Source organism: Streptomyces sp. TLI_171 (genome assembly GCF_003610255.1).
Taxonomy (GTDB): Bacteria; Actinomycetota; Actinomycetes; order Streptomycetales; family Streptomycetaceae; genus Kitasatospora.
This window is the reverse complement of record NZ_RAPS01000001.1, coordinates 1,993,901-2,019,420: the sequence shown is the minus strand read 5'-3', so window position 1 is coordinate 2,019,420 and position 25,520 is coordinate 1,993,901. Positions and strand designations below refer to the sequence as shown.

Here is a 25,520-nt window from a genome sequence, read left to right as displayed (position 1 = left end):
TTGGATGCTCTTGCCCATGACGAGCGAAGCGACGAGCACCCTCGGTTACGGATTCACCGACCTGCCGCACCTGATCTCACTGATGGTGGGCGACGAGAAGCACTCCCCGGCAGCGCACTCCACCCTGGACGCGCTCTGGGTGCTGTACGACCGGGTGCTCAAGGTGCACCCGGGCAACGCCGGGGCGGCGGACCGGGACCGGTTCCTGCTGTCCAAGGGCCACGGCCCGATGGCGTACTACGCGGTGCTGGCCGCCAAGGGGTTCTTCCCGGTGGAGCTGCTGCACAGCTTCGGGTCCTACGACTCGCCGCTGGGCCACCACCCGGACCGGCTGCTGGTGCCCGGGGCGGAGATCGGCTCGGGCTCGCTGGGCCACGGCCTGCCGCTGGCGGTCGGGACGGCGCTGGGCCTGCGGGCGCAGGGCCTGGACGACCCGGCGGTCTGGGTGCTGCTCGGGGACGCCGAGTTCGACGAGGGCTCCAACCACGAGGCGGTGGCCTTCGCCGGGGCGTACGGGCTGGACCGGCTGCACGCCCTGGTGATCGACAACTCCTCGGCCACGCACGGCTGGAGTGGCGGCATCGCGGCCCGGTTCGCCGGCGAGGGCTGGTCGACGGCCACCGTGGACGGCCGCGACCACGAGGCGCTGTACCGGGCGTTCACCGCCCCGCACCCGGGCCGCCCGCACGTGGTGGTGGCCCGCACCGAACCCAAGAACAGCTGACACCGAGCACATCCGACGCAGGACCCGAGCACGGCCGACACCAGGGGAGAGAGCCATGGAGACGCAGGAGACCACCATGCGGGAGCAGTTCGGCGCGACCGTCACCGAACTGCTGGACCAGGACCCGCGCACCGCGCTGGTGCTCGCCGACATCGGGGTGGCGCAATTCCCGGAGGCGGCCCGCGCGCACCCCGACCGGGTGGTGAACGTCGGCATCCGGGAGCAGCTGCTGATCGGCGCGGCCGGCGGCCTGGCACTGACCGGGATGCGGCCGATCGCCCACACCTTCGCCAGCTTCCTGATCGAACGGCCCTTTGAGCAGGTGAAGCTGGACCTGGTGCACCAGGGCGTCGGCGCGGTCCTGGTGAGCGCCGCCGGCTCCTACGACTGGCCGGCCGGCGGACGCACCCACATGTCGCCGGGCGACGTCGCCCTGCTGGACACCCTCCCGGACTGGCACGTGCACGTCCCCGGCCACCCCGCCGAGGCCGACCTGCTGCTGCGCCACGCCGTCGCGGCCGGCGACACCCTGCAGTACGTGCGGCTGTCCGCGCACCAGAACCGGCACGCCCGACCGGTCGCCCCGGACCGCTTCCTGACGGTGCGCCAGGGGCGGCGCGGGGTGGTGCTGGCGGTCGGCCCGATGCTGGACGCGGTGCTGGAGGCCACCGAGACGCTGGACGTGACGGTGCTGTACGCGGCCACGGTGCGCCCGTTCGACGCGGCGGGGCTGCGGGCGGCGCTCGGCGACCGGGCCGACGTGGTGCTGGTCGAGCCGTACCTGGCGGGCACCTCGGAGCGCGAGGCGCACCGGGCGCTGGCCGACCTGCCGCACCGGGTCCTCGGGCTGGGCGTGCCGGTGGCGGAGCACCGGCACTACGGCTCGATCCCCGAGCACCTGGCGGCGTACGGGCTGAACGCGGCCGGGCTGCACGCCCGGATCGCCGAGTTCCTGTGGTGACGGGTCACACCGTGCGGACCACCGCCACGGCGTCCGGCCCGAGCAGCGCGGTGCCGTCCCGGCCGGGCCGGACCTCGCCGAACACGGCCTCCAGCGCTGCCAGTTCACCGTCCAGCGGGACGGCGGCGGGCCCGGACCCGCCGAGCCGGACCAGCACCCGGTAGCGGCCCCGGTGCACGGCCAGCCACCCCGCCGCCGCGTCGTGCCGGACCACGACGGCGGCCAGGTCGCCGTCCGCCAGCTCCGGGGCGGTCCGCCGCAGCCGGATCAACCGGCGGTACCAGTCGAGGAGTTCGGCGTGCGGGGCGCGACCCGGCTCGGTCCAGTCCAGGGTGGAGGCGCGCACCGTCGCCGGGTCCTGCGGGTCGGGGACGTCCTCGGCGCGCCAGCCGTGCTCGGCGAACTCCCGGCGGCGGCCCTGCCGGACGGCCTCGGCGAGCTGCGGGTCGGTGTGGTCGGTGAAGTACTGCCATGGGGTGCCCGCGCCCCACTCCTCGCCCATGAACAGCATCGGCGTGAACGGCGAGGTCAGCACCAGGGCCGCCGCCGCGGCCAGCCGCCCGGGCGGCAGCGCGGCGGACAGCCGGTCGCCGGTGGCCCGGTTGCCGACCTGGTCGTGGGTCTGCGCGTAGCCCAGCAGGTGGTGCCCGTACCCGGACGGGAACCGGCGGCCGTGCGTGCGGCCCCGGAACGAGGACCAACTGCCGTCGTGGAAGAAGCCGCCGGTCAGGGTCTTGGCGACGGCCGCGTACGGGTCGGCGGCGAAGTCCGCGTAGTAGCCCTGCGACTCGCCGGTCAGCAGGCAGTGCAGCGCGTGGTGGAAGTCGTCGCTCCACTGCGCGGTCAGGCCCAGGCCGCCGGCCTGCCGGGGCGCCGTGGTGCGCGGGTCGTTCAGGTCGGACTCCGCGACCAGGAACAGCGGACGTCCGGTGGCCTGCGCCAGCTTCTCGACCTCGGCGGCGAGTTCCTCCAGGAAGTGCAGCGCCCGGGTGTCGATCAGGGCGTGCACCGCGTCCAGCCGCAGCCCGTCGATCCGGTAGTCGCGCAGCCAGGCCAGCGCGCTGCCGATCAGGAACGCCCGCACCTCGTCCGAGCCCGGCGCGTCCAGGTTGACCGCGGATCCCCACGGCGTCTGGTGCCGGTCGGTGAAGTACGGCCCGAACCGCGGCAGGTAGTTGCCCGACGGTCCCAGGTGGTTGTGCACCACGTCCAGCACCACGCCGAGGCCGCGCACGTGCGCCGCGTCCACGAAGCGCTTCAGCCCGTCCGGCCCGCCGTACGGCTCGTGCACCGCCCACAGCGCCACCCCGTCGTACCCCCAGCCGGCGGTGCCGGGGAAGGCGCAGACCGGCATCAACTCGACGAAGTCCACGCCCAGTTCGACCAGGTGGTCGAGCCGGGCGGCGGCCGCGTCGAAGGTGCCCTCCGGGGTGAACGTGCCGACGTGCAGCTCGTACACCACCGCCCCCGCCACCGGGCGGCCCCGCCAGGCGGTCTCCGACCAGGCGAACGCCGCGTGGTCGACCGCCCGGCTCAGGCCGTCCGGGCCGAACGGCTGCCGGGCCGAGCGCGGGTCGGGCAGCGCCATGTTGCCGTTCAGCCGGAACCCGTAGTCACCGTCCGGGCCCTCCCCGTGCCACCAGCCCGGCCGTGCCGGGTCGCGCTCCAGCAGGTACGGGATCGCCCCCACCTCGACCTCGACCACCTTGGCGTCCGGCGCCCACACCTGATACCGCATCAAGACCCCTCCGAGAGCAGCGCCACCGGCAACTGCTGGAACAGATACGACAGTTCGACCGGGCCGCCGATGAAGTGGCGGTCCGTCAGCAGATCGGTCCAGCGGCCCTCGGGCAGCTCCAGCCGGGTGTCCCGCCAGCCGCCGGCCCGGTGCAGGCCGTACGGCAGGCGGGTCGCCGCGGCCAGCACCCGCTCGCCGCGGCCGAAGGCCAGCAGGTGCTCGGCGGCCGGGCCGGTCGCGGCCACCGGCCGGTACGGGCCCAGCTCGGCGGTCCGGCGCAGGTGCAGGGCCGTGGTGGTGAGGTGCAGCTTCTCGCGGGCCAGGTCGCCGGCGCGCGGCTCGGGCGAGTCGGTGAGCCGCACCGCCAGCGGGCCGAGGTCGACCGGCGCCCGGTTGTCCGGGTCGACCAGGGTGTACAGCGGCTCCTCGCCGCCCTGGAACACGTCCGGCACGCCCGGCGCGAGCAGGTGCAGCAGCGCCGCCGACAGCGAGTTCACCCGGGCGAACGGGGCCAGCAACCGGACGAACCCCTCGATCCGCGGGCACAGCCCGGGATTGGCCAGCGCCCCCCGCACGTACCCGGTCAGCACCCGCTCGAAGCCCTCGTCCGGCTCCTTCCACGAGGTGCGGCGCTTCGCCTCCCGCGCCGACTTCAGCACCACGCCCAGCAGCCGCTCCTCGGACAGCGGCCAGGCCGCCAGCAGGGTCTGCCACAGCAGCCAGGCCGTCGACCGGTCCGGACACGGCCCCGCCGCGACCGTCCAGGCCGCGCACTCCGCCGCCCACGCCTCCGGCAGCTCCGCCAGCACCGCGAGCCGCGCCCGGGCGTCCGCGCTGCGCTTGGTGTCGTGGGTGGACAGCGCCGTCATCGAGTGCGGCCACCGCCGCTCCTGCTCGGCGCACCAGCGGTGGAACTCCGCCGGCGACACGCCCGGGCGCTCCGGCAGACCGCCCACCTCGTTGAGCGACAGCAGGGCGTTGAACCGGTAGAAGGCGGTGTCCTCGACGCCCTTCGCCGCCACCGCGGAAGCGGTCTGCCCGAAGCGGTGGCAGAACTCGTCCTTGGCGGGTGAGCGGCCCAGCGCACCGAGCGCGAGCGCGCGCACCAGCCGCTCGGTGTCCGAGGCGCCCTCGGCGGGCGTCAGGGCCTCGACCGCCTCCGGCGGGGCCGGCTCGCCCGGCACCACGTACGGGCGGTACACCGGATACTCCGTCAGCAGGCCCTCCAGCGCCCGGCGCACCGCCAGCGGCGAGTGGTCGGCCAGCTCCGGGCCGTCCGCGCAGATCCGCCCGACCAGGCGGGCCAGCCGCTCGGTCTCCGCCGACAGCGCGCCGCCCGGCGCGACCATCTCGGCCCGCCCGGTCCGTCCCGCGGCCCGGGCGTCCGCGGCGTCGCCGACGTCCCGCCGGTAGCCGGCGACCAGCTTCTCCGCGCCGCGCAGATCGGTCAGCACCCCGTCGATCCGGCGCAGCGCGTCGTAGCCGGTGGTGCCCGCGCACGGCCAGTCGGCGGGCAGTTGCTCGTCACCGGTGAGGATCTTCTCCACCACCGTGTAGGCGCCGCCGGTGGCCTCGGCGAGGCGGCGCAGGTAGCCGCGCGGGTCGGCCAGGCCGTCCGGGTGGTCGATCCGGAAGCCCTCCAGCACACCCTCGCGGTGCAGCCGCAGCAGCACCTCGTGGGTGGCCTCGAAGACCTCCGGCACCTCCATCCGGACGGCGATCAGCTCGTTGACGGTGAAGAACCGCCGGTAGTTGATCTGCTCGTCGGCGAGCTGCCACCAGGCCAGCCGGTACCACTGACGGTCCAGCAGCTCCGGCAGGGCGAGCCGCTCGGTGCCCGGCCGCAGCGGGAAGGCGTGCTCGTGGTAGCGCAGCGTGTCGCCGTCCACGGTCAGCTGGTCGAGGACCGCGCCGAGGCGGTCGCCGAGCAGCGGCAGCAGCAGCCGGCCGCGGTCCGGCGCGTCCGCCGGCCCGTCCTGCGCGGTCCAGTCGATGTCGAACCAGGAGGCGAACGGCGAGTCCGGGCCGTCCCGCAGCACCTGCCACAGCGGCTGGTTCAGCCGCTCCGGCACCGGCAGCGCCATGTGGTTGGGCACCACGTCGGCGATCAGGCCCAGGTCGTGCCGCCGGGCCTCCGCGGCCAGCTCGCGCAGCGCCTGCTCACCGCCCAGCTGCTCGCTGATCCGGCTGTGGTCGACCGTGTCGTAGCCGTGCGTGGAGCCGGGCGCGGCCTCCAGCAGCGGAGACAGGTGCAGGTGCGACACGCCGAGCGCCGCCAGGTACGGCACCGCCCGGCGGGCGTCGCGCAGGGTGAAGTCCGGCTGCAACTGCAACCGGTAGGTGGCCGTCGGGAAGCGGGCCGTCGAAGGGCGTGCGGCGGCGGACGTCATACCCGATCCCTACCCGGGCACGGGGAGGCGTACCGCGCACTGCGCCGAACGGGCGCAGCACGCGGCCCCTCCTGACGGACGGTCAGACCGGGTCGGGCGCCGCCTCGGCCAGCGCCCGGGCCGCCGCCAGCTCCGCGGCCTCGCCGGCCAGCGCCGCCTCCACCATCGCGTACGCGTCCGGGCCGACCGGCAGCCGCACCGGCCCCGACCCGGCCGCGACGGCGCGCAGCACCAGCTCCGCGAACACCTCCGGACGGTTCAGCACCGCGTCGCCCGCCATGCCGCGCAGCGCCTGGTGCATCGGCGCCAGGCCGTCCGCGTACTCCGGCAGCTTGGCGGCCGTCTCGGTCAGCGAGGACCCGTAGGAGGTGGCGAAGCCGCCCGGCTCCACCACCGTCACCCGCACCCCGAACGGCGCCGCCTCCGCGGCCAGCGCCAGGCTCATCCCCTCCAGCGCGAACTTGCCGGCCACGTACGCGCCCAGGCCCGGGAAGGCCATCCGGCCGCCCACCGAGGACACGTTGACGATGTGGCCGCCGCCCTGGGCGCGCATCACCGGCAGCACCAGGCGGGCGAGCCGCCACGGGGCGACCGCGAGCACCTCCAGCTGCGCGCGGAGCTCCTCGTCGGAGACCTCCTCGACCGCGCCGAACAGTCCGACCGCCGCGTTGTTCACCAGCACGTCCAGCCCGCCCAGCCGCTCCTGGGCGAGCGCGACGGCCGCCGCGCAGTCCTCGGCGCTGCGCAGCTCCAGCCGGGTCGTCACCAGCTGCTCCGGGAACTCCGCCGCCAGCGCGTCGAGCGGCGACGCCCCCCGGGACGTCGCCACCAGCGCGTCCCCCGCCTCCAGCACGGCGCGGGCCAGGGCCAGCCCCAGCCCGGACGAACATCCGGTCACCAACCATCTGCGAGACACTTCGTACCCCCCTTGATCTGCGGCTTCCTGCCTCCCGGGAGGTACCCACATCCGCGCGCGGTCACGCCGGCCGCTGAAGCACCATCAGCGAGTGGTCGAGCAGGCGGAGGGTGTCGCCGGCCTTGACCCGGGGGCCGGTGCCCGGCGCGGGGAGGGTGGGCAGCGAGGTGTCGACGACGAGTTGCCAGGCCTCGCCGTGGTCGGCGGGGACGGTGAAGGTGAGCGGCTCGAAGTGGGCGTTGAAGAGCAGCAGGAACGAGTCGTCGACGATCTTGCCGCCGCGGCGGTCGGGCTCCGAGATGGCGTTGCCGTTGAGGAAGACGGTCAGCGACTTGGCGTAGGTGGTCGACCAGTCCTTCTTGGTCATCTCCTCGCCGGCGGGCGTGAACCAGGCGATGTCGGTCAGGTCGTCGTGGGTGCCGGAGACCGGGCGGCCGTGGAAGAACCGGCGGCGGCGGAAGACCGGGTGGTCGCGGCGCAGCCAGATCATGCCCTGGGTGAACTCCAGCAGCGCGGTGTCCGCGCCCTCCCAGTCCACCCAGGTCAGCTCGGAGTCCTGGCAGTACGCGTTGTTGTTGCCGCGCTGGGTGCGTCCGGCCTCGTCGCCGTGGCAGAGCATCGGCACGCCCTGGGAGAGCATCAGGGTGGCGATGAAGTTGCGCTGCTGGCGTGCCCGCAGGTCGAGCACCGCGGTGTCGGTGGTGTCGCCCTCCGCGCCGCAGTTCCAGGACCGGTTGAAGGACTCGCCGTCCCGGTTGTCCTCGTGGTTGGCCTCGTTGTGCTTGTCGTTGTACGAGACCAGGTCGCGCAGGGTGAAGCCGTCGTGGCAGGTGACGAAGTTGATGGAGGCGATCGGGCGGCGGCCGTCGTCCTGGTACAGGTCGGAGGAGCCGGTCAGCCGGGAGCCGAACTCGGCGAGGGTGGCCGGCTCGCCGCGCCAGAAGTCGCGCACGGTGTCCCGGTACTTGCCGTTCCACTCGGTCCACAGCGGGGGGAAGTTGCCGACCTGGTAGCCGCCCTCGCCGAGGTCCCAGGGCTCGGCGATCAGCTTGGCCTGCGAGACGACCGGGTCCTGCTGGACCAGGTCGAAGAACGAGGACAGCCGGTCGACCTCGTGGAACTGCCGGGCCAGCGTGGCCGCCAGGTCGAAGCGGAAGCCGTCCACGTGCATCTCGGTGACCCAGTAGCGCAGCGAGTCCATGATCATCTGGAGCACGTGCGGGCTGCGCATCAGCAGCGAGTTGCCGGTCCCGGTGGTGTCCTCGTAGAAGCGCTGGTCCTTGGCCAGCCGGTAGTACGAGGCGTTGTCCAGGCCGCGGAAGGACAGCGTCGGACCCAGGTGGTTGCCCTCGGCGGTGTGGTTGTAGACCACGTCGAGGATCACCTCGATGCCGGCCGCGTGCAGCGCCTTCACCATCGACTTGAACTCCTGCACCTGCTGCCCGCGGTCGCCGGTGGAGGAGTACGAGGAGTGCGGGGCGAAGAACCCGATGGTGTTGTAGCCCCAGTAGTTGGACAGGCCCAGGTCGCGCAGCCGGTGGTCGCGGACGAACTGGTGCACCGGCATCAGCTCGATCGCCGTCACGCCGAGCTTGGCCAGGTGCTCGATCACCGCGGGGTGCGCCAGGCCCGCGTAGGTGCCGCGGATCTCGTCCGGGATGCCCGGGTGCAGCTTCGTCAGGCCCTTGACGTGCGACTCGTAGACCACGGTGCGGTGGTAGTCGGTGCGCGGCGGCCGGTCGGTGCCCCAGTCGAAGTACGGGTTGATCACCACCGAGTGCATGGTGTGCGGCGCCGAGTCCAGGTCGTTGCGGCGCTCCGGCGCGCCGAAGTGGTAGCCGTACACCGACTCGTCCCAGTCGATGTGGCCGCTCATCGCCTTGGCGTACGGGTCGAGCAGCAGCTTCGAGGAGTTGTGGCGCTGCCCCAGCCCCGGCTGGTAGGGCCCGTGCACGCGGAAGCCGTAGCGCTGGCCGGGCTGGACGCCCGGCAGGTAGGCGTGCCGGACGAAGGCGTCGGTCTCGCGGAGCTCGACGGCGGTCTCGGCGCCGTCCTCGGCGATCAGGCAGAGCTCGATCCGGTCCGCGCTCTCGGAGAACACGGCGAAGTTGGTGCCCGCCCCGTCATAGGTGGCGCCGAGCGGGTACGGCTGCCCCGGCCAGACCTGCATGTGTCCTCAACTTCCTTGTGCCAGACGCGAACTGGCGCTCCAACGGGGGATTCCCGGAAGAGCGCCCGGTCATGTGCGGGGCAGTCACGGCGTGATGCACGGCACACTCCGCATACTCCCCGCCGATCGGCCGAACTCCGCGTCCATTCGTCCGTGGTTCGCCCGAACGGGTGTCCCAGGTGTCGGGTCGGTCGGCGTGGCGTGGCCTCCCGGTGACGGTCCGTCGGGCACCGGCCCGGTTGCTGTCAAGAGGGCTGCGTCCCGGCGGCGGCGGGGGATACCCTTGATCGTCCGGACCGCGAGCACCCGGGCCCGTGCGGCGTGCGAGCAGCGCCGCCGCGGTGGAGGGATTCAGCGGACGGACCGTCACCCGGTGGGCGGCGGACGAGAGGTGAGGTGGCGGATGGGGTTCCCCGCCGGCGGCGACGGCACGGACCCGCGCGCCGGGAGCAGCGAGGCCCCGACCCTGGTGGTCCGCGGCGGGCGCGGACCGCTGCCCCCGCAGTCCGGCCCCGTCGAGGGGATGCCGCCCGCCTGGGCCGCCGAGCAGTGGGACGACGCCTACCGCCGGGTGCGCCTCGCCGGCCGCGCCTACGTCTGGCTGAACCTGGTCGAGCAGCGGATGCGCGCCCTGGTCGACGAGGTGCTGCGGCCGGTCTACGCGCCCGCGCACGGCGAGGAGTGGGTGACCGCCGCCGCCGGACCGGCCGGCGAGGAGTGGGTGCACCGGGCCGCCGCGGTCCGCGAGGTGTCCCGCCGCAAGGGCTACCTGCTGGACCCGGTGGACGACGACCCGCTGGTCTTCCTGACGCTGCCGCAGCTGCGCGAGCTGATGGTCCAGCACTGGCCGTGCTTCGAACCGCACCTGGTGGACCGCCGGGAGGTCGAGCTGGCCCTCGACGAGCTGGAGGTCGCCCGGCACGTGGTCTCCCGCAACCGCGCGCTGTCGCAGACCGTGCTCGACCAGACCGAGCGGGCCGCCGCCCGGCTGCTCGCGCTGCTCGACGGCGCGCACGGCGGCGTCCCCGCCGACGTGGTCGAGGAACTGGTCGCCGGCCGGTACGCCGACGTGGTCGCCGTGCACCCCGACCGGGTCCGGCTGCAGCGCGACCTCCCGGTCGAGGACCTGCTCGACGGGGCCCGCCGCCTCGACGCGGTCGGCATCGGCCTGGGCATGCTCTGCCAGAACTACACCGGCAAGCGGCTGGTCCGGCTGGCCTCCGAGGGCTGCCGGGTGCGCCTGCTGTTCCTCAACCCGGCGAGCAGCGCCGTCCGTCGGCGCGAGCGCGAGCTCGGGATCGGGCGAGGCGAGCTGGGCCGCTCGGTGGAGATGAACATCATGCACGTGCGGCGGGTCAGGGCCCGGCTGCGGGACCCGGGCAGCTTCGAGATCCGGGTGTTCGACGAACTGCCCCGGTTCACCGCCTACCTGGTCGAGGGCCAGCGGGTGGCCGGCGCCGGCGGGCGGCGGCGCTCCACCGACCTCGGGGTGATCCAGCCCTACCTGCGCAAGGCCCGCGGCATCGAGTCGCCCGCGCTGGTGCTGCGCGGCGGCGCCGGGCAGGAGGCCGGCGGCACCGAACCCGGGCTGCTGGAGGTGTACCGGGAGGAGTTCGAGGACCTCTGGGGCGACTCCCGCCCGGTGTCCTGAACGGCCCCGCCGACCGCGGGGCGGGGCGCCGGGAGGTCGGTGCGCCGTCCGGGCTGTCACAGCGGCACGCGATGATAGTCCGCATCTTGGCAGTGCTGACGGAAGGACACACCCCATGACCTGGTGGAAGGGGCCGCTCACCGGTTTCGACCTGGAGACCACCGGCACCGACCCGGAGGAGTCCCGGATCGTCACCGCCGCCGTGGTCGACACCCTCGGCGGGCGCGTCGAGTCCGTCGCCAACTGGCTGCTCGACCCGGGCGTTCCGATACCGGCCGAGGCCTCCGCCATCCACGGCATCAGCGACACCGAGGCCCGCACCCACGGCCGCCCCGCCGCCGAGGCCGTCGAGGAGATCGCCCGGGCGCTGGCCGACCGGCTGGCCGCCGGCCGCCCCGTGGTCGCCTTCAACGCCCCGTTCGACCTCTCCCTGCTGGACGCCGAACTGCGCCGGCACGGCCTGCCCACCCTGGCCGACCGGCTCGGCGGCCCGGTCACCCCGGTGGTCGACGCCATGGTGGTCGACCGCGCCCTCGACAAGTACCGCAAGGGCTCGCGCACCCTGCAGCGGGTCTGCGAGGTCTACGGCGTCGAACTGCACGACGCGCACGAGGCCGGCAGCGACGCGCTCGCCGCCGTCCGGGTCGCCGTCGCCCTCGGCCACCGGTACCCGGCGCAGGCCGGCGACCTGCCGCTGGACGAACTCCACCGCCGCCAGGTCGACTGGTACCGGGACTGGGCCACCGACCTGCAGAGCTGGCTGCGCCGCAAGGACCCGGCCGCCACCGTCGACCCGCGCTGGCCGCTCAAGGCCGCGTCCTGAGCCGAGCGGTGACGGGGCGTCAGGACTGCGGGAAGTCGAAGGTGTAGCCCTGCGCCACCAGCCAGGGCAGCAGCTGCTTCAGCGCCGCCACCGTCTGGCTGCGGTCGCCGCCGCCGTCGTGCATCAGCACCACGCCGCCCGGGCGCAGGTTCTGCTGCACGGTGGAGACGATCGCCTGCACGCCCGGGCGCGACCAGTCCCGCGGGTCGACCGTCCAGCCCAGCGACTTCATGCCGAGGTCGGCGCCGATCTGCTGGTTCTCCGCGGTGAAGTCGCCGCCCGGGGCGCGCCACCAGGTGATGGTCGGGTTGCCGCCCGCCGCGTTCTCGATCATCGCCTTGGCGTCGGCGATCTCCGCCACCTGCTGGTCGTGGGACTGCGCGTGCATCGGCTGCGGGTGGTCCACCGTGTGGTCGCACAGCCGGTGGCCCTCGGCGAGGATCCGCTGCACCGCCGCCGGGCGGGTCTTCGCGTTGTTGCCGATCTCGCAGAAGGTCGCCTTCGCGCCGTACTGCCCCAGCAGGTCCAGCACCTCGCCGGTGGCCGGGCCCGGGCCGTCGTCGAAGGTCAGCGCCACCGTCTTCCCGCCCGAGGCGGTGTGGCGCAGCACACCCGGGGCCGGGGCGTGCGAACGCTTCGACGGGTCGGCGGACGGGCCGCCGCCCGCCGAGGGCGTGGCGTTCGCGGAGCCCTGCGGCACGGCGGACGTGCTGGGCGCCGAGGGCGTGCCGGAGGACCGGGTGGGACTCGGCGTGGCCGAGAACGGCGAGGACTCCGTGCCCTCGCCGGGCGTCGGCCGCGCCGCCGCCGAACTCCCGCCCGCCGCGCCGGTCGCACCCGTACTCGTGGCCGCGCTCGGCGTGGCCGAGCGGTGCGCGGCGTCCCCCGCCGCGGAGGGGGAGCCGTGCGCGCCGCACGCCACCAGCAGGGCCGGGGCGAGCAGCGCGGAGGCGCCGAGCAGCAGGGAACGACGGCGGGCGGATATGCGGGACTTCTCCATGGAACGACTCCTGACGTCGTACCGGCCGCCCTTGGGCGCGGCGTCTGGTCGGATACGACGCCAGGTACGAACTAGGTGGTTCCGTCCTGGTGTGCGCTGCGCCACAGGGCGGGCACCGAACGGAAGCGGTCAGAACGCGAACCAGCGTACTGCCGCCTCGCCGTCACGCAGCGAGTCCACGCGACGACGGAACTCGGCCTGCGCAGAAGGGTTTCCGGGTGTCTGCTGGGCCACCCACGCGGCGCTCGCGGTCTCCCGCGCCCCGCGCAGCACCGCGAATCCGGGCCAGTCCCGGACGTCCCACCCGTAGGCCGAGTTGAACGCCGCGACCTCCTGGGCCGGGACGCCGTACCGGTCCTGACTGAGCGCCAGCACCACCAGGTCGTGCTCGCGCAGGTCCGCCGCCATGTACTCCAGGTCCAGCAGCACCGGGCCGTCCGGCGTGATGTGCACGTTGCGCGGCAGGGCGTCGCCGTGGATCGGGCCGGGCGGCAGGAATGGGGTCAATTCCCCCGCGGCGGTGACAAAGGTCTCTTTTCGGGCACGGAGGAACGCGGCGTCCGCCGGATCGACGTGACCCTCCGCAGCCGCCAGCCAACTGTCCACCGGGGCAAGGAGATCACGCCCGCCCAGCGGGACGGGCGCGGCGGGCAGCGCGTGCAGGGCGGTCAGCAGCGGCGCCAGGTCCACCGGCCGGGCGGGCCGGACCGCCGCCGGAAGGCGGTGCCAGAGGGTGACCGGGTGCCCCTGGACGAGGCGCACCGCCGGGTCGGCCGGCCGCACCACCGGCACGCCCGCACCGTCCAGCCAGGCCGCCAGCGCCAGTTCGCGCCCGGCCCGCCCGGCCGCGTCGGGGGAGCGGCCCACCTTGGCGACCAGGCTCTCGGCGGGGAGGTCGAAGACGGCGTTCTGGCCGAGCGCGAGCAGCGCGGCCCCGGCCGGATCGATCCCGGCCGGGGCGCACGCCTCCTGGAGGAGGGCCCGGGCCCTCGGTTCGTCGAAGATCACCCGCTCATTGTCGGGGACACCGCCGCCGGGGAGGCCGGGGCGGGGGCGGCCGGGCCCGTCGGCGCCTCGCCCTCGATCCTCGGGAGCCAGCCCAGCCAGCGGGGCAGGTACCAGTTCTTCTCGCCGAGCAGGGACATCGCGGCGGGGAGCAGGACCGCCCGGACGACCGTCGCGTCGATCAGCACGGCGACGGCGAGGCCGACGCCCATCTGCTTCATGGACTGCATGGAGAGCGTCCCGAAGACTCCGAACACGCCGACCATGATGACCGCGGCGCTGGTGACCACGCCGGCCGTGCTGCGGATGCCGTGCGCGACGGCGGCGCGGGTGGGCAGGCCGCGGTCGTGCGCCTCCTTGATCCGGGAGACCACGAAGACGTGGTAGTCCATCGAGAGGCCGAACAGGATCACGAACAGGAACAGCGGGACCCAGCTCTCCACCGCGCCGACGCCGGCCGTGCCGATCAGCGAGGCGCCGATGCCGTGCTGGAAGACCAGCGACAGGACGCCGTAGGCCGCGCCGACCGAGAGCAGGTTGAGCAGCACCGCGGTGAGCGCGATGACCGGCGAGCGGAACGAGGCCAGCATCAGCAGGAAGGCGAAGGCCACCACGAAGCCGAACACCGGGAGCATCGAGTCGGACATCTGCCGGTTGAAGTCGACCGAGCCGGCCGTGCTGCCGGTGACCGGGGCCTCGGTGCCGGGCACCGTGCCGACCGTGGCCGGCACCACCTCGTCGCGGAGGGTCTTCAGCGCCGCCGCGGAGGCGGCGTCGTTGCCGCTGCCGTAGAGCGGGATGTCGACCGTCGCGACGTTCTGCGCGGCGTGCACCTTCAGGTCGGTGGGGCCGTGCATCCTCCCGGTGGCGAGGGCGCGGGCCTGCAGGTCGGCGAGGGCGCGCGTCATCTCCGGGGAGGTGATGTCCCGCGCCTTGACCACCACGGTGGCGGGGGAGGGGCTGCCGGGGAAGGCGGCCTCGATCCGCTGCGAGGTGGCGACCAGCTCGTTGCCCTCGGGCAGCTGCTGCTGGAACGTCAGGTTGGCGGTGTGCATGGTCAGCGTGGGCGAGGCGACCGCCAGCAGCGCGGCGGTGGCCAGCACAGCGGCGGCCAGCGGACGGCGCAGCACCGGCCGGAGCACCGCGTTCCAGAACCGACTGCCCTCCCGGGCGTCCCGCCGCAGGCGGTGCAGGTAGGGGACCTTGCCCTTCTCCACCCGGTCCCCGAGCATCGAGAGCAGCGCCGGCAGCACGGTGAGCGAGCCGAGCACGGCGGTGATCACGACCACGATGGTGGCGTACGACATGGCCTGGAAGTCGGCGATGCCGGTGAGGAACATGCCGGCCATGGCCACCACCACGGTGATGCCGGAGACCAGCACGGCGCGCCCCGAGGTGGCGGCGGCGATCCGCAGCGCGGTGGCCGCGTCGTGCCCGGCGGCCCGCTCCTCGCGTTCGCGGCGCAGGTAGAACAGGCAGTAGTCGACGCCGACGGCCAGGCCGACCAGCAGCATCACGGAGCTGGCGTCGTCACTGGTGTGCAGCAGGCCGGAGGAGAGCGCGACCAGGCCGGAGGCGGCGACGAACGCCGTCATCGCCAGGACCACCGGCAGGACGGCGGCGACCAGCGCGCCGAACGCCACCAGCAGGATGCCCAGCGCCAGCGGCAGGGCCGTCCACTCGGCGCGGGCGAAGTCGTTCTTGAACTGGTCGCTGAACCACTTGCCGGCGCTGGCCTCGCCGTACTCCTCGATCACGAAGTCGGCGTGCTGCTGCTGCACGCCGCCCACCGCGTCCATCACGGCGGGCACGTTGGCGACGGCGGCCTCGCGGTCCTCGCCGTCGACGGTGAACTGGAGCAGGGCGGAGTGCCGGTCCGCCGAGATCGCACCGGTGTCGTACGGGCTGTGCAGGTCCCCCGTCCGGCCGGTGGCGCCGACCGCGGCGGCGACCTGCTCGACGGCGGCCCGGAAGGACGCGTCGTCGGCCGTCAGGGTGCGGCTCTGCACCAGGACGGTCTCGCCGGCGGGCGACTTCAGGCCCGCGTCGTCGAGGATCCGGGCGGCCCGCGCGACCTGCCCCGGCATCGACTCGGCGTCGGTGACCTTGGTGGAGCCGTGCACGCCGCCGAGGTAGGCGGCGAGGACGACGAAGAGCAGCCAGCCGAAGACCGCGGTCTTCCGATGGCGGGCGCTCCAGGCGCCCATGGTGGCGGCGAGTCCATGCTTCACGAGAGGTTCCCCCAGGGATGGCGGGCGGCGGACCGCCCCGGTCGGTGGGCCGCGGCGCTGCTCCGGCGGCGCCAACAACGCTAGGGAGCAGCGATCTGACGGACCATCCGGCTAGTCACCGACTTCTCCCTGGACCTGCCCCCCGGATCTCCTAGGGGGTTATCCCCACCCCCGAGGTCGGGCCCTCCTCCTTGAGGGCGGCCGGACGTCCACCCTGAGGCGGAGCGATCTCCACCCGGAGTACGAGGTGGGAAGGGTCCGCGCCGGGCGACGATAGTGCGGGGGCAGGCTCCGTGGCCGCCCCTAGGGGGCACACGCGAAACCCACTTGCCGGGCGGCAAGTAAGTTCCCGTAGGATGCTCGCTAGTCCTTACCTGCCGACCGGCTGGCGCCCCACGTGGCCGCCGCCGGTCCGAGCCGTTGCCCGGTCCCCGTCCCCCGGCGGCGGTGAACCATGCCCAGGAGGCATTCGAGCATGTTCCACCGAATCGGACAATTCGTCGTCAAGCGGGCCTGGTGGGTGATCGCGGCCTGGGTGGTCGGCATGATCGCCATCGCGGCCACCGCGCCGACCATCAGCGCCCAGACCGACGAGGCATCCTTCCTGCCGAAGCACTACGAGTCGATCCAGGCCGCCACGGTTCAGGAGAAGGCCTTCCCGACCAGCTTCACGCCCTCCGCGATGGCGCTCTTCGAGCGCAACGACGGCGCGCCGCTGACCGCGAAGGACAAGGACGACATCGCCAAGGTCGTCCAGGGTCTCACCGACAAGAAGATCGAGGCGGTCGAGAAGATCGTCCCGGTCAGCGACCAGACCACTTCCAAGGACGGCAAGTACGCGCTGTCCATGATCGCCATCGACAAGACCAAGCAGCAGGACTCCAAGGCCTTCGGCGACGTCGCCAAGAAGCTGCGCGAGGACGGCAAGTCGCTGGCCCAGGGCACCGACGTCAAGTTCCAGCTCGGCGGCAACGCCGCGCAGGCGCTCGACCAGACCGAGTCCTCCGGCAACGCCGACGCGGTCATCGCCATGTCCACCGTGCTGCTGGTCGCGATCATCGTCGGCATCATCTTCCGCAGCATCCTGGCCGGCATCCTGCCGCTGCTGATCACGCTGTTCTTCGCCTTCCCCACCTCCAACGGCGTGATCAGCTACGCCACCAAGGCGTTCGACCTGGACAGCACCCCGATCCTGTCGGCGATCCTGATCGTCGTCGTGCTCGGCGTCGGCACCGACTACTTCCTCTTCCTGCTCTTCCGCTACCGCGAGCGGCTGCGGGCCGGCGACGACCGCAAGACCGCCGTGGCCAACGCGGTCGGCCGGGTCGGCGAGGCGATCGCCTCGGCGGCCGGCGCCGTCACCATCGCCTTCGCGGCGCTGATCCTCTCCAGCCTCGGCATGTTCAAGGCGCTCGGCCCGGCGCTGGCCATCGCGGTCGTGGTCACCGCGATCGCCGCGCTCACCCTGGCGCCCGCGCTGCTCACGGTCCTCCCGGCCCGCGCCGTCTTCTGGCCCGGCAAGAAGTGGCTGAACGAGCCGAGCAACGCCCGCTTCGCCGCTCTCGGCCGGACGGTCGAGAAGCGCCCCGCCTTCGTGGCGATCGCCTCCGGCGCCGTGCTGGTCGCACTGTCGGCCGGCGCGCTCAACTACAACGGCATCTTCGACCTGGCGGGCAGCTCGATGCCCAAGACCGCCGAGTCGATGGTCGTCCAGGACAAGCTGGCCACCGGCTTCTCGGCCGGTGCCGCCCAGCCGACGCACGTCTACCTGAGCAGCACCGCGGGCGCGAAGCTCGACCCGGGGGCCTTCGAGTCCTATGCCGGCAAGCTCGGCTCCGTGCCGGGCATCGCCCAGGCCGCGCCCAAGCCGCAGCTCAGCGCCGACGGCGCCACGGCCGACTTCACCGTGATCATGAAGGACGCGCCGGACAGCAACGCGGCGATCGACGCCGTCACCGAGCTCCGGGACGTCGCGCACGCCTCGGCCCCGGCCGGCACCGAGGCCAAGGTCGGTGGCCTGAGCGCCATCTACAAGGACATCAACCTGGCGATGACCCACGACTACGAGCTGGTCTTCCCGGTCGCGGGTCTGCTGATCCTGCTGATCCTCGGCCTGCAGCTGCGCAGCGTGGTCGCACCCTGGTACCTGATGGCCTCGGTCGGCCTCGGCTTCACCGCGACCCTGGGAGCGGCGACCGTGCTGTTCCAGAGCATCAAGGGCGAGGCGGGCATGATGTTCATGCTGCCGATCCTGATCTACCTGTTCGTGGTCGCCATCGGCACCGACTACAACATCCTGATCATCGCCCGCCTGCGCGAGGAGGCCCGCGAGGGCCGCAGTCCCCGCGAGGCGGCCCGCGAGGCGCTGCGCCACGGCGGTCCGACCGTCGCGGCGGCCGGCTTCATCCTGGCGGCCTCGTTCGCCACGTTCATGCTGGCCGGCAACGTCTTCATGCTGGAGTTCGGCTTCGCGATGGCCTTCGGCATCGCGGTGGCGGCCTTCGTGATGGCGATGTTCTTCACCCCGGCGATCACTGCCCTGCTCGGCAAGAAGGCCTGGTGGCCCGGTCACGGCGCGATGCCCGACCACGACCCCGAGGCCGTCGAGCAGCGCGAGCCGCTGTCGGTGGGCAAGGCCTGACCCGGGTGCCCGCCGGCGCCTTCCGGTAGCCCGGTGCGACGGGGGCATGCGGTCCGAACGGACCGCATGCCCCGTCGGCGTGGCGGCGAAACACGGTGTGACCAGCGCAACCTTTGCCGACATTGACGGCGGCGGGCGTGCTATTGTCGAAGCAGTTGCAGTATTGGTTCCCATGAACGTGTGTGTGCGCCTGCTGGTTCCAACCGACAGGCGCATTTGTTTTGTCCGGTGTTTAGTCTCCGGATGGGGATCGCGGCTACGTGGGGTGCACGAGGTGTGCGCCCCAATGCCCCAGTGAAAGTGGAGACGGTTATGGCTACCGGCACCGTGAAGTGGTTCAACAGCGAAAAGGGCTACGGCTTCATCGAGCAGGACGGCGGCGGCGCCGACGTGTTCGCTCACTACTCGAACATCCAGTCGACCGGCTTCCGTGAGCTCGTCGAGGGCCAGAAGGTCGAGTTCGACGTCACCCAGGGCCAGAAGGGCCCGCAGGCGGAGAACATCCGCGCCATCTGAGTCCCGGCTCACGCCGACTCCTAGATGTTGCAGGCGAGGGCCCGTACCTCCACACGGTACGGGCCCTCGTCCATGCCGCCCGACGGCCGGGGCGGCCCTTCTCCCTTGGCGGCCGACCCATCCCAGCCACCGCGGCACGCCGCGGCCCGGCTGACGGCCCCCAGGAAGTGGATCCCGCATGCCCGACCAGTCCCGCCCGCGCACCGAGCAGTCGCGCACCGGCCAGCCCCGCACCGACAAGCCGCGCACCCGCAACGGGAAGCCGCGCACCGGTGCGCCCCGCGACAACGCCGCCCGTGACGGCGGCCAGCGGACGGGCGCCCCGCGCCGGCCGCGTCGCGGCAGCACCCCGGCGGCCGCGGTCGCCGAGGACTTCACGCCCGTGCAGGGCACCCCGTCCCGGCCGCCGGCCGCCAGCTTCGCCGAACTGGAGCTGTCCGCCGGCCTGTTGAAGGAACTCGGCGCGCAGGGCGTCACCGAGCCGTTCCCGATCCAGGCGGCCACCCTGCCGGACGCGCTGGCCGGACGCGACGTCCTCGGCCGCGGCCGCACCGGCTCCGGCAAGACCCTGGCCTTCGGGCTGCCGCTGCTGGTCCGCACCGCCGGGAAGCGGGCCTCCGCCCGCCGTCCGCTGGCCCTGGTGCTGGTCCCCACCCGGGAGCTCGCCCAGCAGGTCACCGAGGCGCTCGCGCCGTACGCCGGCGTGCTGAACCTGCGGATCACCACCGTGGTCGGCGGCATGTCGATCACCCGCCAGTCCAACCAGGTGCGGCGCGGCACCGAGGTGCTGGTCGCCACGCCCGGCCGGCTGGACGACCTGATCCAGCGCGGCGACGTGTTCCTGGAGGACGTGGCGATCACCGTCCTCGACGAGGCCGACCAGATGGCCGACATGGGCTTCCTGCCGCAGGTGGTCAAGCTGCTGGAACAGGTCGCCGAGGGCGGGCAGCGAATGCTGTTCTCCGCCACCCTCGACCGCAACGTGGACCGCCTGGTCAACCGTTTCCTCACCGACCCGGTCACCCATTCGGTGGATCCGTCGGCCGGTGCGGTCACCACCATGGACCACCACCTGCTCCAGCTCGAACCCGCCGACAAGGCCGAGACCACCGCGCGGATCGCCGCCCGCGAAGGCCGGGTGATCATGTTCGTGCACACCAAGCACGGCGCCGACCGGCTCGCCAAGCAGCTGCGCGCCCACGGCGTGGTCGCCGCCGCCCTGCACGGCGGCAAGTCGCAGCCGCAGCGCAACCGGGTCCTCGACCAGTTCCGCGAGGGCGAGGTCACCGCGCTGATCGCCACCAACGTCGCCGCCCGCGGCATCCACATCGACGGCCTCGACCTGGTCGTCAACGTCGACCCGCCGATCGACCACAAGGACTACCTGCACCGCGGCGGCCGCACCGCGCGGGCCGGCGAGTCCGGCACCGTCGTCACGCTGGTGCTGCCCGAGCAGCGCCGCGAGGTCAACCGGCTGATGACCATTGCCGGCATCCGGCCCACCATCACCAAGGTCCGGCCCGAGGACGGCGAGCTCAAGCGGATCACCGGCGCCCGCACGCCCAGCGGCGTGGCCGTGCCCCTGCCCGTCCCGGCCACGGCCGTTCCCGCGCAGGAGACCGCGACCGCGGGAGCCGAGAGCGGCCGTGGCCGTGGGCGCGGCGGCGCGAAGCCGGTCGACGGCGAGGCCCGGCGCCGGCCGGCGGCCAAGCGCGGCGGGGGACTGCCCAAGGACGTCGACATGAGCGGCAACCCGCGTCGGCCCCGGCCCAAGCAGCGCCCCGGCAGCGGCAGTTCGCAGATGGCGGCGGGCTTCATCGGGAAGGCCTCCGGCCGTGCGACGCCGGGTTCCGGGTCGAAGAGCGGCTCCAACTACGGCACGGGCCGCCAGCGCCGCAAGTCGGACTGAGCGCCTGACCTTCGGATCACGCCGGGCAGGCGTGATCCGAAGGGCGGCGGATGCCCGCCACCGGTCCGTTCGTTGCCCTTTTTCGTCTGACACTGTGCCGTCGATGTGCGAACATGTGCTCTTCTGAGGTCAGTTGACGAATCATCAGGGGAATCACGGCGTGTCCAGTGACATCGCGCTGCCCGTCCCGGGTTGGAACGGCGGGGACGGCAACAACGCCTATCTCGACAAGACGCTCCGGCACACGCCGGTCGAGACGGTGCTCGACGACCGGGTCAGCGGTCGGGCCCTGCTGCGGATGGCGGCCCGGGCCCTGCTGGTCTCCTGGGTGGTCTGGCTGGTGGTGCTGGTGTTCGGCCTGCTGATCGCCGTGGCCGGCAGCGGCGGCGGCTCCGACGAGTACGGCTCCGGTGACCCGGCCGACGCCGTGGGCGCCTTCCTCGGCGCCCCGGTCTACGCCGCGCTGGCGGGCCTGGTCGCCTTCGTGCTGGTGCTGCTGGTCGGCAAGCTGACCGAACCGATCGCGGAGTGGCGCGTCCTGCTGCACGCCCGCGCGGACGTCGACTCCGCCTACAACCAGATCTGCAACGTGGTGGCCGAACGCGGCTACCCGCTGGCCCCCTCGGTCGAGGCCGCCCAGCAGTACGGCGGAATCTCCCGCCGGCTGGTGCTCGCCCAGCACGACTGCACCGCGCACGTCTCGGTCTTCAACTACGGCAGCAGCCTCTACCTGGGCTGGCAGATGTGGCGCACCAGGAGCAAGTTCCGCCTCTTCGTCCAGTTCGTCACGGACAACGTGAGCGGCGGCGCCGACCTGCGCAGCGCGATGTCCCGCACCGGGCAGGTGCGGGCGATGCGCGAGGCCGTGCACGCCGCCTGCCGCGAAGGCCTGGTGGTGGCCATCGAGCAGCGGCCGGTGCAACTCCACGTGCAGTTCCCGCAGGTGGCCGCGGTGTCCGCCGCCGCGACGGTCGGTGCGCAGCCGCAGCCGGCGATGCCGCCCGCCCAGCCCGCCGCGCCGCCCGCTCCGCCGGCGCCGCCCGCCGCCCCGCCCGGCCCGTGGTCCGGCGGCGCGCCCGGTCGGCAGTGACGGTCGTTCAGGACGGCGTGCTGGTGGAGCCGTACGGTCCGGGCGGGGCCGACCGGCTGGCCCGGGCGGCGTACCGGATCGCCCCGGTGCTCGGGCCGAGCTCGCCGCTCGGCGACCCCGACGGCCGGTACCGGGCCGAGGCGGCTGCGGCCGAACGGGCCTGGCTCGGCGCGCTGCCCCGGCCCGGCGGACACCTGGAACTCCGGTGCACGAGCGGGGAGTCGGGCCGCATCCGGGCCACCCTGCTGGCCCGGGGCGTGGCCGCCTCGCCCGAGCAGGCGGCCGGCGTCGTCCGGGCGCTGCTCGGCGCCGCGCTCCCCCCGCACGTGAGCGCGGCACCGGCCGAACTGGCGGGGGAGTTGAGCCCGCTCGGCCCGGCGCCCGCCGTGCTCGACCTGTACGAGATCCGCAAGCAGCTCCGGCAGTACCCGCTGGCCCGGCCCGGCGCGCCGCGCCTGATGGCGACCGTCGCCGTGCCACTGGGGCCGGGCGGCTCCTGGGAACCGGTCTGGGCCGAACTGGCCCGGCAGCCGGCGCCGACCTGCCTCGCGGTGAGCCTGGCCCCGTTCGCGCTGCCGGCCGGAACGGACCGGATGCTCGGCCGGTTCGCCGACGTCTACGGCGAGTTGGCCCGCCCCTCGGCCGGCAGCCCGGTCTGGGGGCAGGCCCGCCGGGGCGATCCGGCGGCCGAGGCCGGGCAGCGTTTCTTCGAGGACGCGCTGCACCGCTACCAGGGCCGGGTCTTCCGGCTCCGGATGCTGCTGGCCGCGGCCGGGCCGATCCCGCCCGCGCTGCCCCAGCTGCTCGCCGGGGTGATCGGCGGCGAGGCGGTCCAGCTCCGGGCGGACGCCCAACGTGCCCGCGCCTGGCAGGACTTCAACACCCTCGACCTCGACCCGCTGCCCGCCGGCCACCGCCCCGCCGGCGCCCCGGACGCCGAATGGACCCGACTGGAACAGGAGCTGGTCGGTCTGGTCGACCTGGACGAGGCCGCCGCCGCACTCCGCCTCCCCTACGAGTTCCCCGGCCGGACCGGCCGCCTGTTCGCCCGACTCCCGGAGGCCCCGGCCTCCGCGACGCCCCCCACGCCCGGTGATCTGCCCTTCCTGCACTGAGAGGTCGTCATGACCGGCTACACCATTGCCTTCCACGGCGAGGACGACGAGGTCCGCGAGGCCGCCGAAGCCCTCCAGCAGTACCTCAACCGCGACGCCGAACTGCGCGGCCTCACCGACAACCGGATCCGGCCGCCCCGGGCCGACGAACAGGGCGGCATCGCCGACGCGGTCCAGTACGCCGCCGAGCTGGGCCCGCTGGTGGTCACCCCGCTCTGCACCTGGTTGGAGGCCCGCCTGCGCAGGAACGGCGTCTCGCTGGAACTGCGCCGCCCCGACGGGACCGAACTCCGGATCTCCGCCGACTCCACCAAGGACAGCGCCGAACTCCTCGACCAGGTCGAGGACTTCCTCTCCGCCGAATGAGCCACCGCGTGCTGCGGCCCGATCCGGCCGGCTCGTGGGCCGTCCTGATCGCGGTCGGCCGCTACGCGGACCTGCCGGACATGCCCGAGGCGGTCGCCTCCATGGAGCTGCTGGCCGATCAACTCTCCGGCCCGGCCGGCGGCTTCGAGCCCTCCCAGGTCCTCCGGGTGGTCGATCCGGAGAGCGCCCGGGAGGTGGCCGACCGGATCGCCGCCGTCGCCGCCCGGGCCACCGACACGTTGCTGGTCCACTACGCCGGCCACGGCGTCACCAGCGCGGCGGGCCGCCTGCACCTCGGCCTCCCCGGCACGCTGGACGACCCCGACCACGTCCCCCGGACCGCTCTGCCCGCCGGCGTCCTGCTCGCCGCCCTCGGGCAGCGGGCCGCCCACCGGGTCGCCGTCCTCGACTGCTGCTTCGCCGGCCTGGCCATGGACGAACCGGCCGCCGCCGACGTCCACCTGCTGACCGCCGTGGACCGGGCCCGTAAAGCGCTGCTCAACAAGGACACCGGCCTCACCCGCTTCGGCGAAGAACTGCTCCGCCTCTGCCGCGACGGCATCCCCGACGGGCCCGCCCACCTGCCGCTCGACCTCGTCCACCATCACCTGGCCGTCGCCCTGGCCCAGATCCCCGCCGACGCACCCCGGCGCTACCAGGCACCCGTGCCGCAGCAGCGCACCGTGGACTCCACCGGCCACCTCGCACTGTTCCGCAACCCCGCCCACGGCACGGCGTGCACCGAGCCCGGCCTCCGAGCCCGTGCTGCTTTCGCCTACCGCCAGTTCGCCGTCCGGCTCCAGCGCCAGCCCTGGCACCGCCCGCAGGCCGTGGCGCTGCTGGCCGACGTCTCCGACGACGCGGCCCGCTCCCTCGGCCCGGACCACCCGCTCACCCTGCAACTCGCCAACGCCCACGGCCATGCCGTCGGCCTCCTGCACGGCTCGGCGGCCGCGCTCGCCCTGCTGGAACCTCTCGCTGTCCGTGCTGCCGCCCGGCTTCCGGCCGGTTCCCCGGAGTTGGCCACCATCGACGAGACGGTGCGGGGCTGGCTGGGCCGGTCCGCGCAGGCGTAGCCCGGCGGGAGCAGCGGTTCGCCGCCTCCGCCGGTCAGGACGTCGGCTCGGAGAGCCCGCGCACCGCGGTGACGAGGGGGCGAGGTCGGGGCGCTGTTCGGCGGCGGTGAGGGCTTCGGCGAGCGCGCGGTCGTTGGTGGGGCGGGCCCGGGCCAGCAGATCGAGGCCGGCGGGGGTGACGTTGGTGTAGATGCCGCGGCGGTCGGTGGGGCAGAGGTAGCGGGCCAGCAGGCCGCGGTCCTCCAGGCGGGTGACCAGGCGGGTGGTGGCGCTCTGACTGAGCACGACCGCGTCGGCGAGCTGGTTCATCCGGAAGTGGCCGCCGTCGCCGTCGTGCTGGTCGCTGAGGACGTCCAGCACGGAGAACTCGCGGACGCTGAGCTCGTGTTCGGCCTGCAGGGCGCGTTCGACGTGCGCCTCGATGCGGCCGTGCAGGGCGGTGAGGGCGCACCAGCCGTGCGCCAGGCCGGGGTCCGGTCGGGTCATGGTCCGTGCTCCCTTCGACAGTGCTCCGCTGGGAACAAGCTTAGTCTAATTCTGCAAATTCCCGCGTGTGCAACTATCGGCGGGAGTCGAGGAGGGTGGTCCGCGATGGAACAGGGAGCGCGGTTGGACGCGCAGGAGGCGGCGCTGGACGCGCTGCTGGCCGGCCTCGGGGTGGAGGTGGACGTCCCGGCGGACGAGCGGGTGACCCGGCTGGCGGAGCACGCGCCCGGGTACGAGCAGTACCACCGGATCGGCCACAAGCGGCAGGCCGCGTACCGGCTGCTGCTGGCGGACCGGGCGGTGGCGCGTGCGCACTACGGGCCGGCGCTGGAGGCGCTGCTCGCGGACGACGACCCGTCCTCGCCGCGCTGGCTCGTGCAGGCGCTGCTGGCGGCGGGCGGGCGTCGGCGGTTGCAGGAGGAGCTGGTGGCGGCGGTGGAGGACGGCGGGCCGCTGCGGCAGGTGTGCGCGGTCGGCGCGTGGCGGTGGGCCGACGCCCCGTACGGGGACCTGGCGGACCGCTTCCTGGTGGCCCGGCGGGAGGCGGCGCGGCGCAGCGGGGACGCGTGGGCCCGCGACCGGCTGGCGGACTGACCGGCTGACGGCCTGACGGGCCGTCGGACCGGCGGGCTGACGGCCCGGGGGCGAACGGACGAACGATTGCTCTGTCTCGATCGGGTGGCATCGTGTTAGCTTCTTGACCAACTCATGG

The 25,520-nt window shown here is 73.8% G+C and carries 19 protein-coding genes and 1 pseudogene; 12 read left to right on the top strand and 8 right to left on the bottom strand.

The window, feature by feature from the left end; translation table 11 throughout:
* The first annotated feature begins 16 nt into the window (after window positions 1-16).
* Together BX266_RS09185 and BX266_RS09180 are read left to right on the top strand one after the other, a co-directional pair.
* On the top strand, window positions 17-724 hold the full coding sequence (locus BX266_RS09185) for a transketolase (RefSeq protein ID WP_099898410.1): 708 nt from the start codon (window positions 17-19) through the stop codon (window positions 722-724).
* Between the two features lie 55 nt (window positions 725-779).
* Window positions 780-1,685 (top strand): transketolase family protein, encoded by a 906-nt coding sequence (locus BX266_RS09180; protein ID WP_099898409.1) that lies wholly within the window; start codon window positions 780-782, stop codon window positions 1,683-1,685.
* Window positions 1,686-1,689: 4 nt separating this feature from the next.
* On the opposite strand, the gene treZ is transcribed toward BX266_RS09180, so the two are convergent.
* The 4 genes from treZ to glgX form a co-directional block, all read right to left on the bottom strand.
* Complete coding sequence (gene treZ / locus BX266_RS09175) at window positions 1,690-3,423, bottom strand: malto-oligosyltrehalose trehalohydrolase (protein WP_099898408.1); 1,734 nt, start codon at window positions 3,421-3,423, stop codon at window positions 1,690-1,692.
* Window positions 3,423-5,813, bottom strand: a complete 2,391-nt coding sequence (gene treY / locus BX266_RS09170; protein ID WP_099898407.1) for a malto-oligosyltrehalose synthase — start codon at window positions 5,811-5,813, stop codon at window positions 3,423-3,425. The genes treZ and treY overlap by 1 nt, the downstream gene beginning before the upstream one ends.
* Window positions 5,814-5,895: 82 nt before the next feature.
* On the bottom strand, window positions 5,896-6,711 hold the full coding sequence (locus BX266_RS09165; protein ID WP_259464620.1) for an SDR family oxidoreductase: 816 nt from the start codon (window positions 6,709-6,711) through the stop codon (window positions 5,896-5,898).
* Between the two features lie 79 nt (window positions 6,712-6,790).
* Entirely contained in the window at window positions 6,791-8,899 is a 2,109-nt protein-coding gene (gene glgX / locus BX266_RS09160; RefSeq protein ID WP_099898405.1) for a glycogen debranching protein GlgX, read from the bottom strand.
* A 403-nt stretch (window positions 8,900-9,302) separates the two neighbouring features.
* Here glgX and BX266_RS09155 point away from each other — a divergent pair, with 403 nt between their 5' ends.
* The gene (locus BX266_RS09155) at window positions 9,303-10,550 is read left to right on the top strand and encodes an SAV2148 family HEPN domain-containing protein (RefSeq protein WP_399169291.1); all 1,248 of its coding nucleotides are present in this window, start codon (window positions 9,303-9,305) and stop codon (window positions 10,548-10,550) included.
* A gap of 115 nt (window positions 10,551-10,665) precedes the next feature.
* Entirely contained in the window at window positions 10,666-11,373 is a 708-nt protein-coding gene (locus BX266_RS09150) for an exonuclease domain-containing protein (protein WP_099898404.1), read from the top strand.
* A 19-nt stretch (window positions 11,374-11,392) separates the two neighbouring features.
* Here the strand turns inward: BX266_RS09150 and BX266_RS09145 are convergent, their stop codons facing one another.
* The 3 genes from BX266_RS09145 to BX266_RS09135 form a co-directional block, all read right to left on the bottom strand.
* A complete protein-coding gene (locus BX266_RS09145) occupies window positions 11,393-12,373 on the bottom strand; it encodes a polysaccharide deacetylase family protein (RefSeq protein WP_099898403.1) in 981 nt (326 codons plus the stop codon).
* 129 nt (window positions 12,374-12,502) lie between these two features.
* Window positions 12,503-13,381, bottom strand: a complete 879-nt coding sequence (locus BX266_RS09140; protein ID WP_180290423.1) for a phosphotransferase enzyme family protein — start codon at window positions 13,379-13,381, stop codon at window positions 12,503-12,505.
* Complete coding sequence (locus BX266_RS09135; protein ID WP_180290798.1) at window positions 13,378-15,585, bottom strand: MMPL family transporter; 2,208 nt, start codon at window positions 15,583-15,585, stop codon at window positions 13,378-13,380. The genes BX266_RS09140 and BX266_RS09135 overlap by 4 nt, the downstream gene beginning before the upstream one ends.
* Window positions 15,586-16,084: 499 nt before the next feature.
* Between BX266_RS09135 and BX266_RS09130 the strand changes: the two genes are divergently transcribed.
* The 7 genes from BX266_RS09130 to BX266_RS09100 all read left to right on the top strand — a co-directional run bounded on the left by BX266_RS09130 (window position 16,085) and on the right by BX266_RS09100 (window position 24,322).
* Window positions 16,085-18,250 carry an MMPL family transporter gene (locus BX266_RS09130; RefSeq protein WP_099898401.1) on the top strand — a complete coding sequence of 722 codons (2,166 nt, stop codon included), beginning with the start codon at window positions 16,085-16,087 and terminating at the stop codon, window positions 18,248-18,250.
* A gap of 312 nt (window positions 18,251-18,562) precedes the next feature.
* Window positions 18,563-18,766, top strand: coding sequence for a cold-shock protein (locus tag BX266_RS09125; RefSeq protein ID WP_030460121.1), 204 nt, complete (start codon window positions 18,563-18,565; stop codon window positions 18,764-18,766).
* 178 nt (window positions 18,767-18,944) lie between these two features.
* Window positions 18,945-20,675: a DEAD/DEAH box helicase gene (locus BX266_RS09120; protein ID WP_099898400.1), complete on the top strand. Its 1,731-nt coding sequence runs from the start codon at window positions 18,945-18,947 to the stop codon at window positions 20,673-20,675.
* Window positions 20,676-20,835: 160 nt separating this feature from the next.
* Complete coding sequence (locus tag BX266_RS40805; protein ID WP_099898399.1) at window positions 20,836-21,765, top strand: hypothetical protein; 930 nt, start codon at window positions 20,836-20,838, stop codon at window positions 21,763-21,765.
* Window positions 21,762-22,880, top strand: a complete 1,119-nt coding sequence (locus BX266_RS09110) for a hypothetical protein (RefSeq protein WP_099898398.1) — start codon at window positions 21,762-21,764, stop codon at window positions 22,878-22,880. Before BX266_RS40805 ends, BX266_RS09110 begins: the two co-directional genes overlap by 4 nt.
* Window positions 22,881-22,889: 9 nt before the next feature.
* Complete coding sequence (locus BX266_RS09105) at window positions 22,890-23,246, top strand: effector-associated constant component EACC1 (RefSeq protein ID WP_099898397.1); 357 nt, start codon at window positions 22,890-22,892, stop codon at window positions 23,244-23,246.
* Complete coding sequence (locus tag BX266_RS09100) at window positions 23,243-24,322, top strand: caspase, EACC1-associated type (RefSeq protein ID WP_099898396.1); 1,080 nt, start codon at window positions 23,243-23,245, stop codon at window positions 24,320-24,322. Before BX266_RS09105 ends, BX266_RS09100 begins: the two co-directional genes overlap by 4 nt.
* 75 nt (window positions 24,323-24,397) lie before the next feature.
* Here BX266_RS09100 and BX266_RS09095 read toward each other — a convergent pair.
* Window positions 24,398-24,808: pseudogene (locus tag BX266_RS09095) on the bottom strand (MarR family winged helix-turn-helix transcriptional regulator); the annotation flags it as partial.
* Between the two features lie 105 nt (window positions 24,809-24,913).
* On the opposite strand from BX266_RS09095, the gene BX266_RS09090 reads away from it, so the two are divergent.
* Window positions 24,914-25,402 (top strand): hypothetical protein, encoded by a 489-nt coding sequence (locus tag BX266_RS09090; protein WP_099898394.1) that lies wholly within the window; start codon window positions 24,914-24,916, stop codon window positions 25,400-25,402.
* Window positions 25,403-25,520 lie beyond the last annotated feature (118 nt).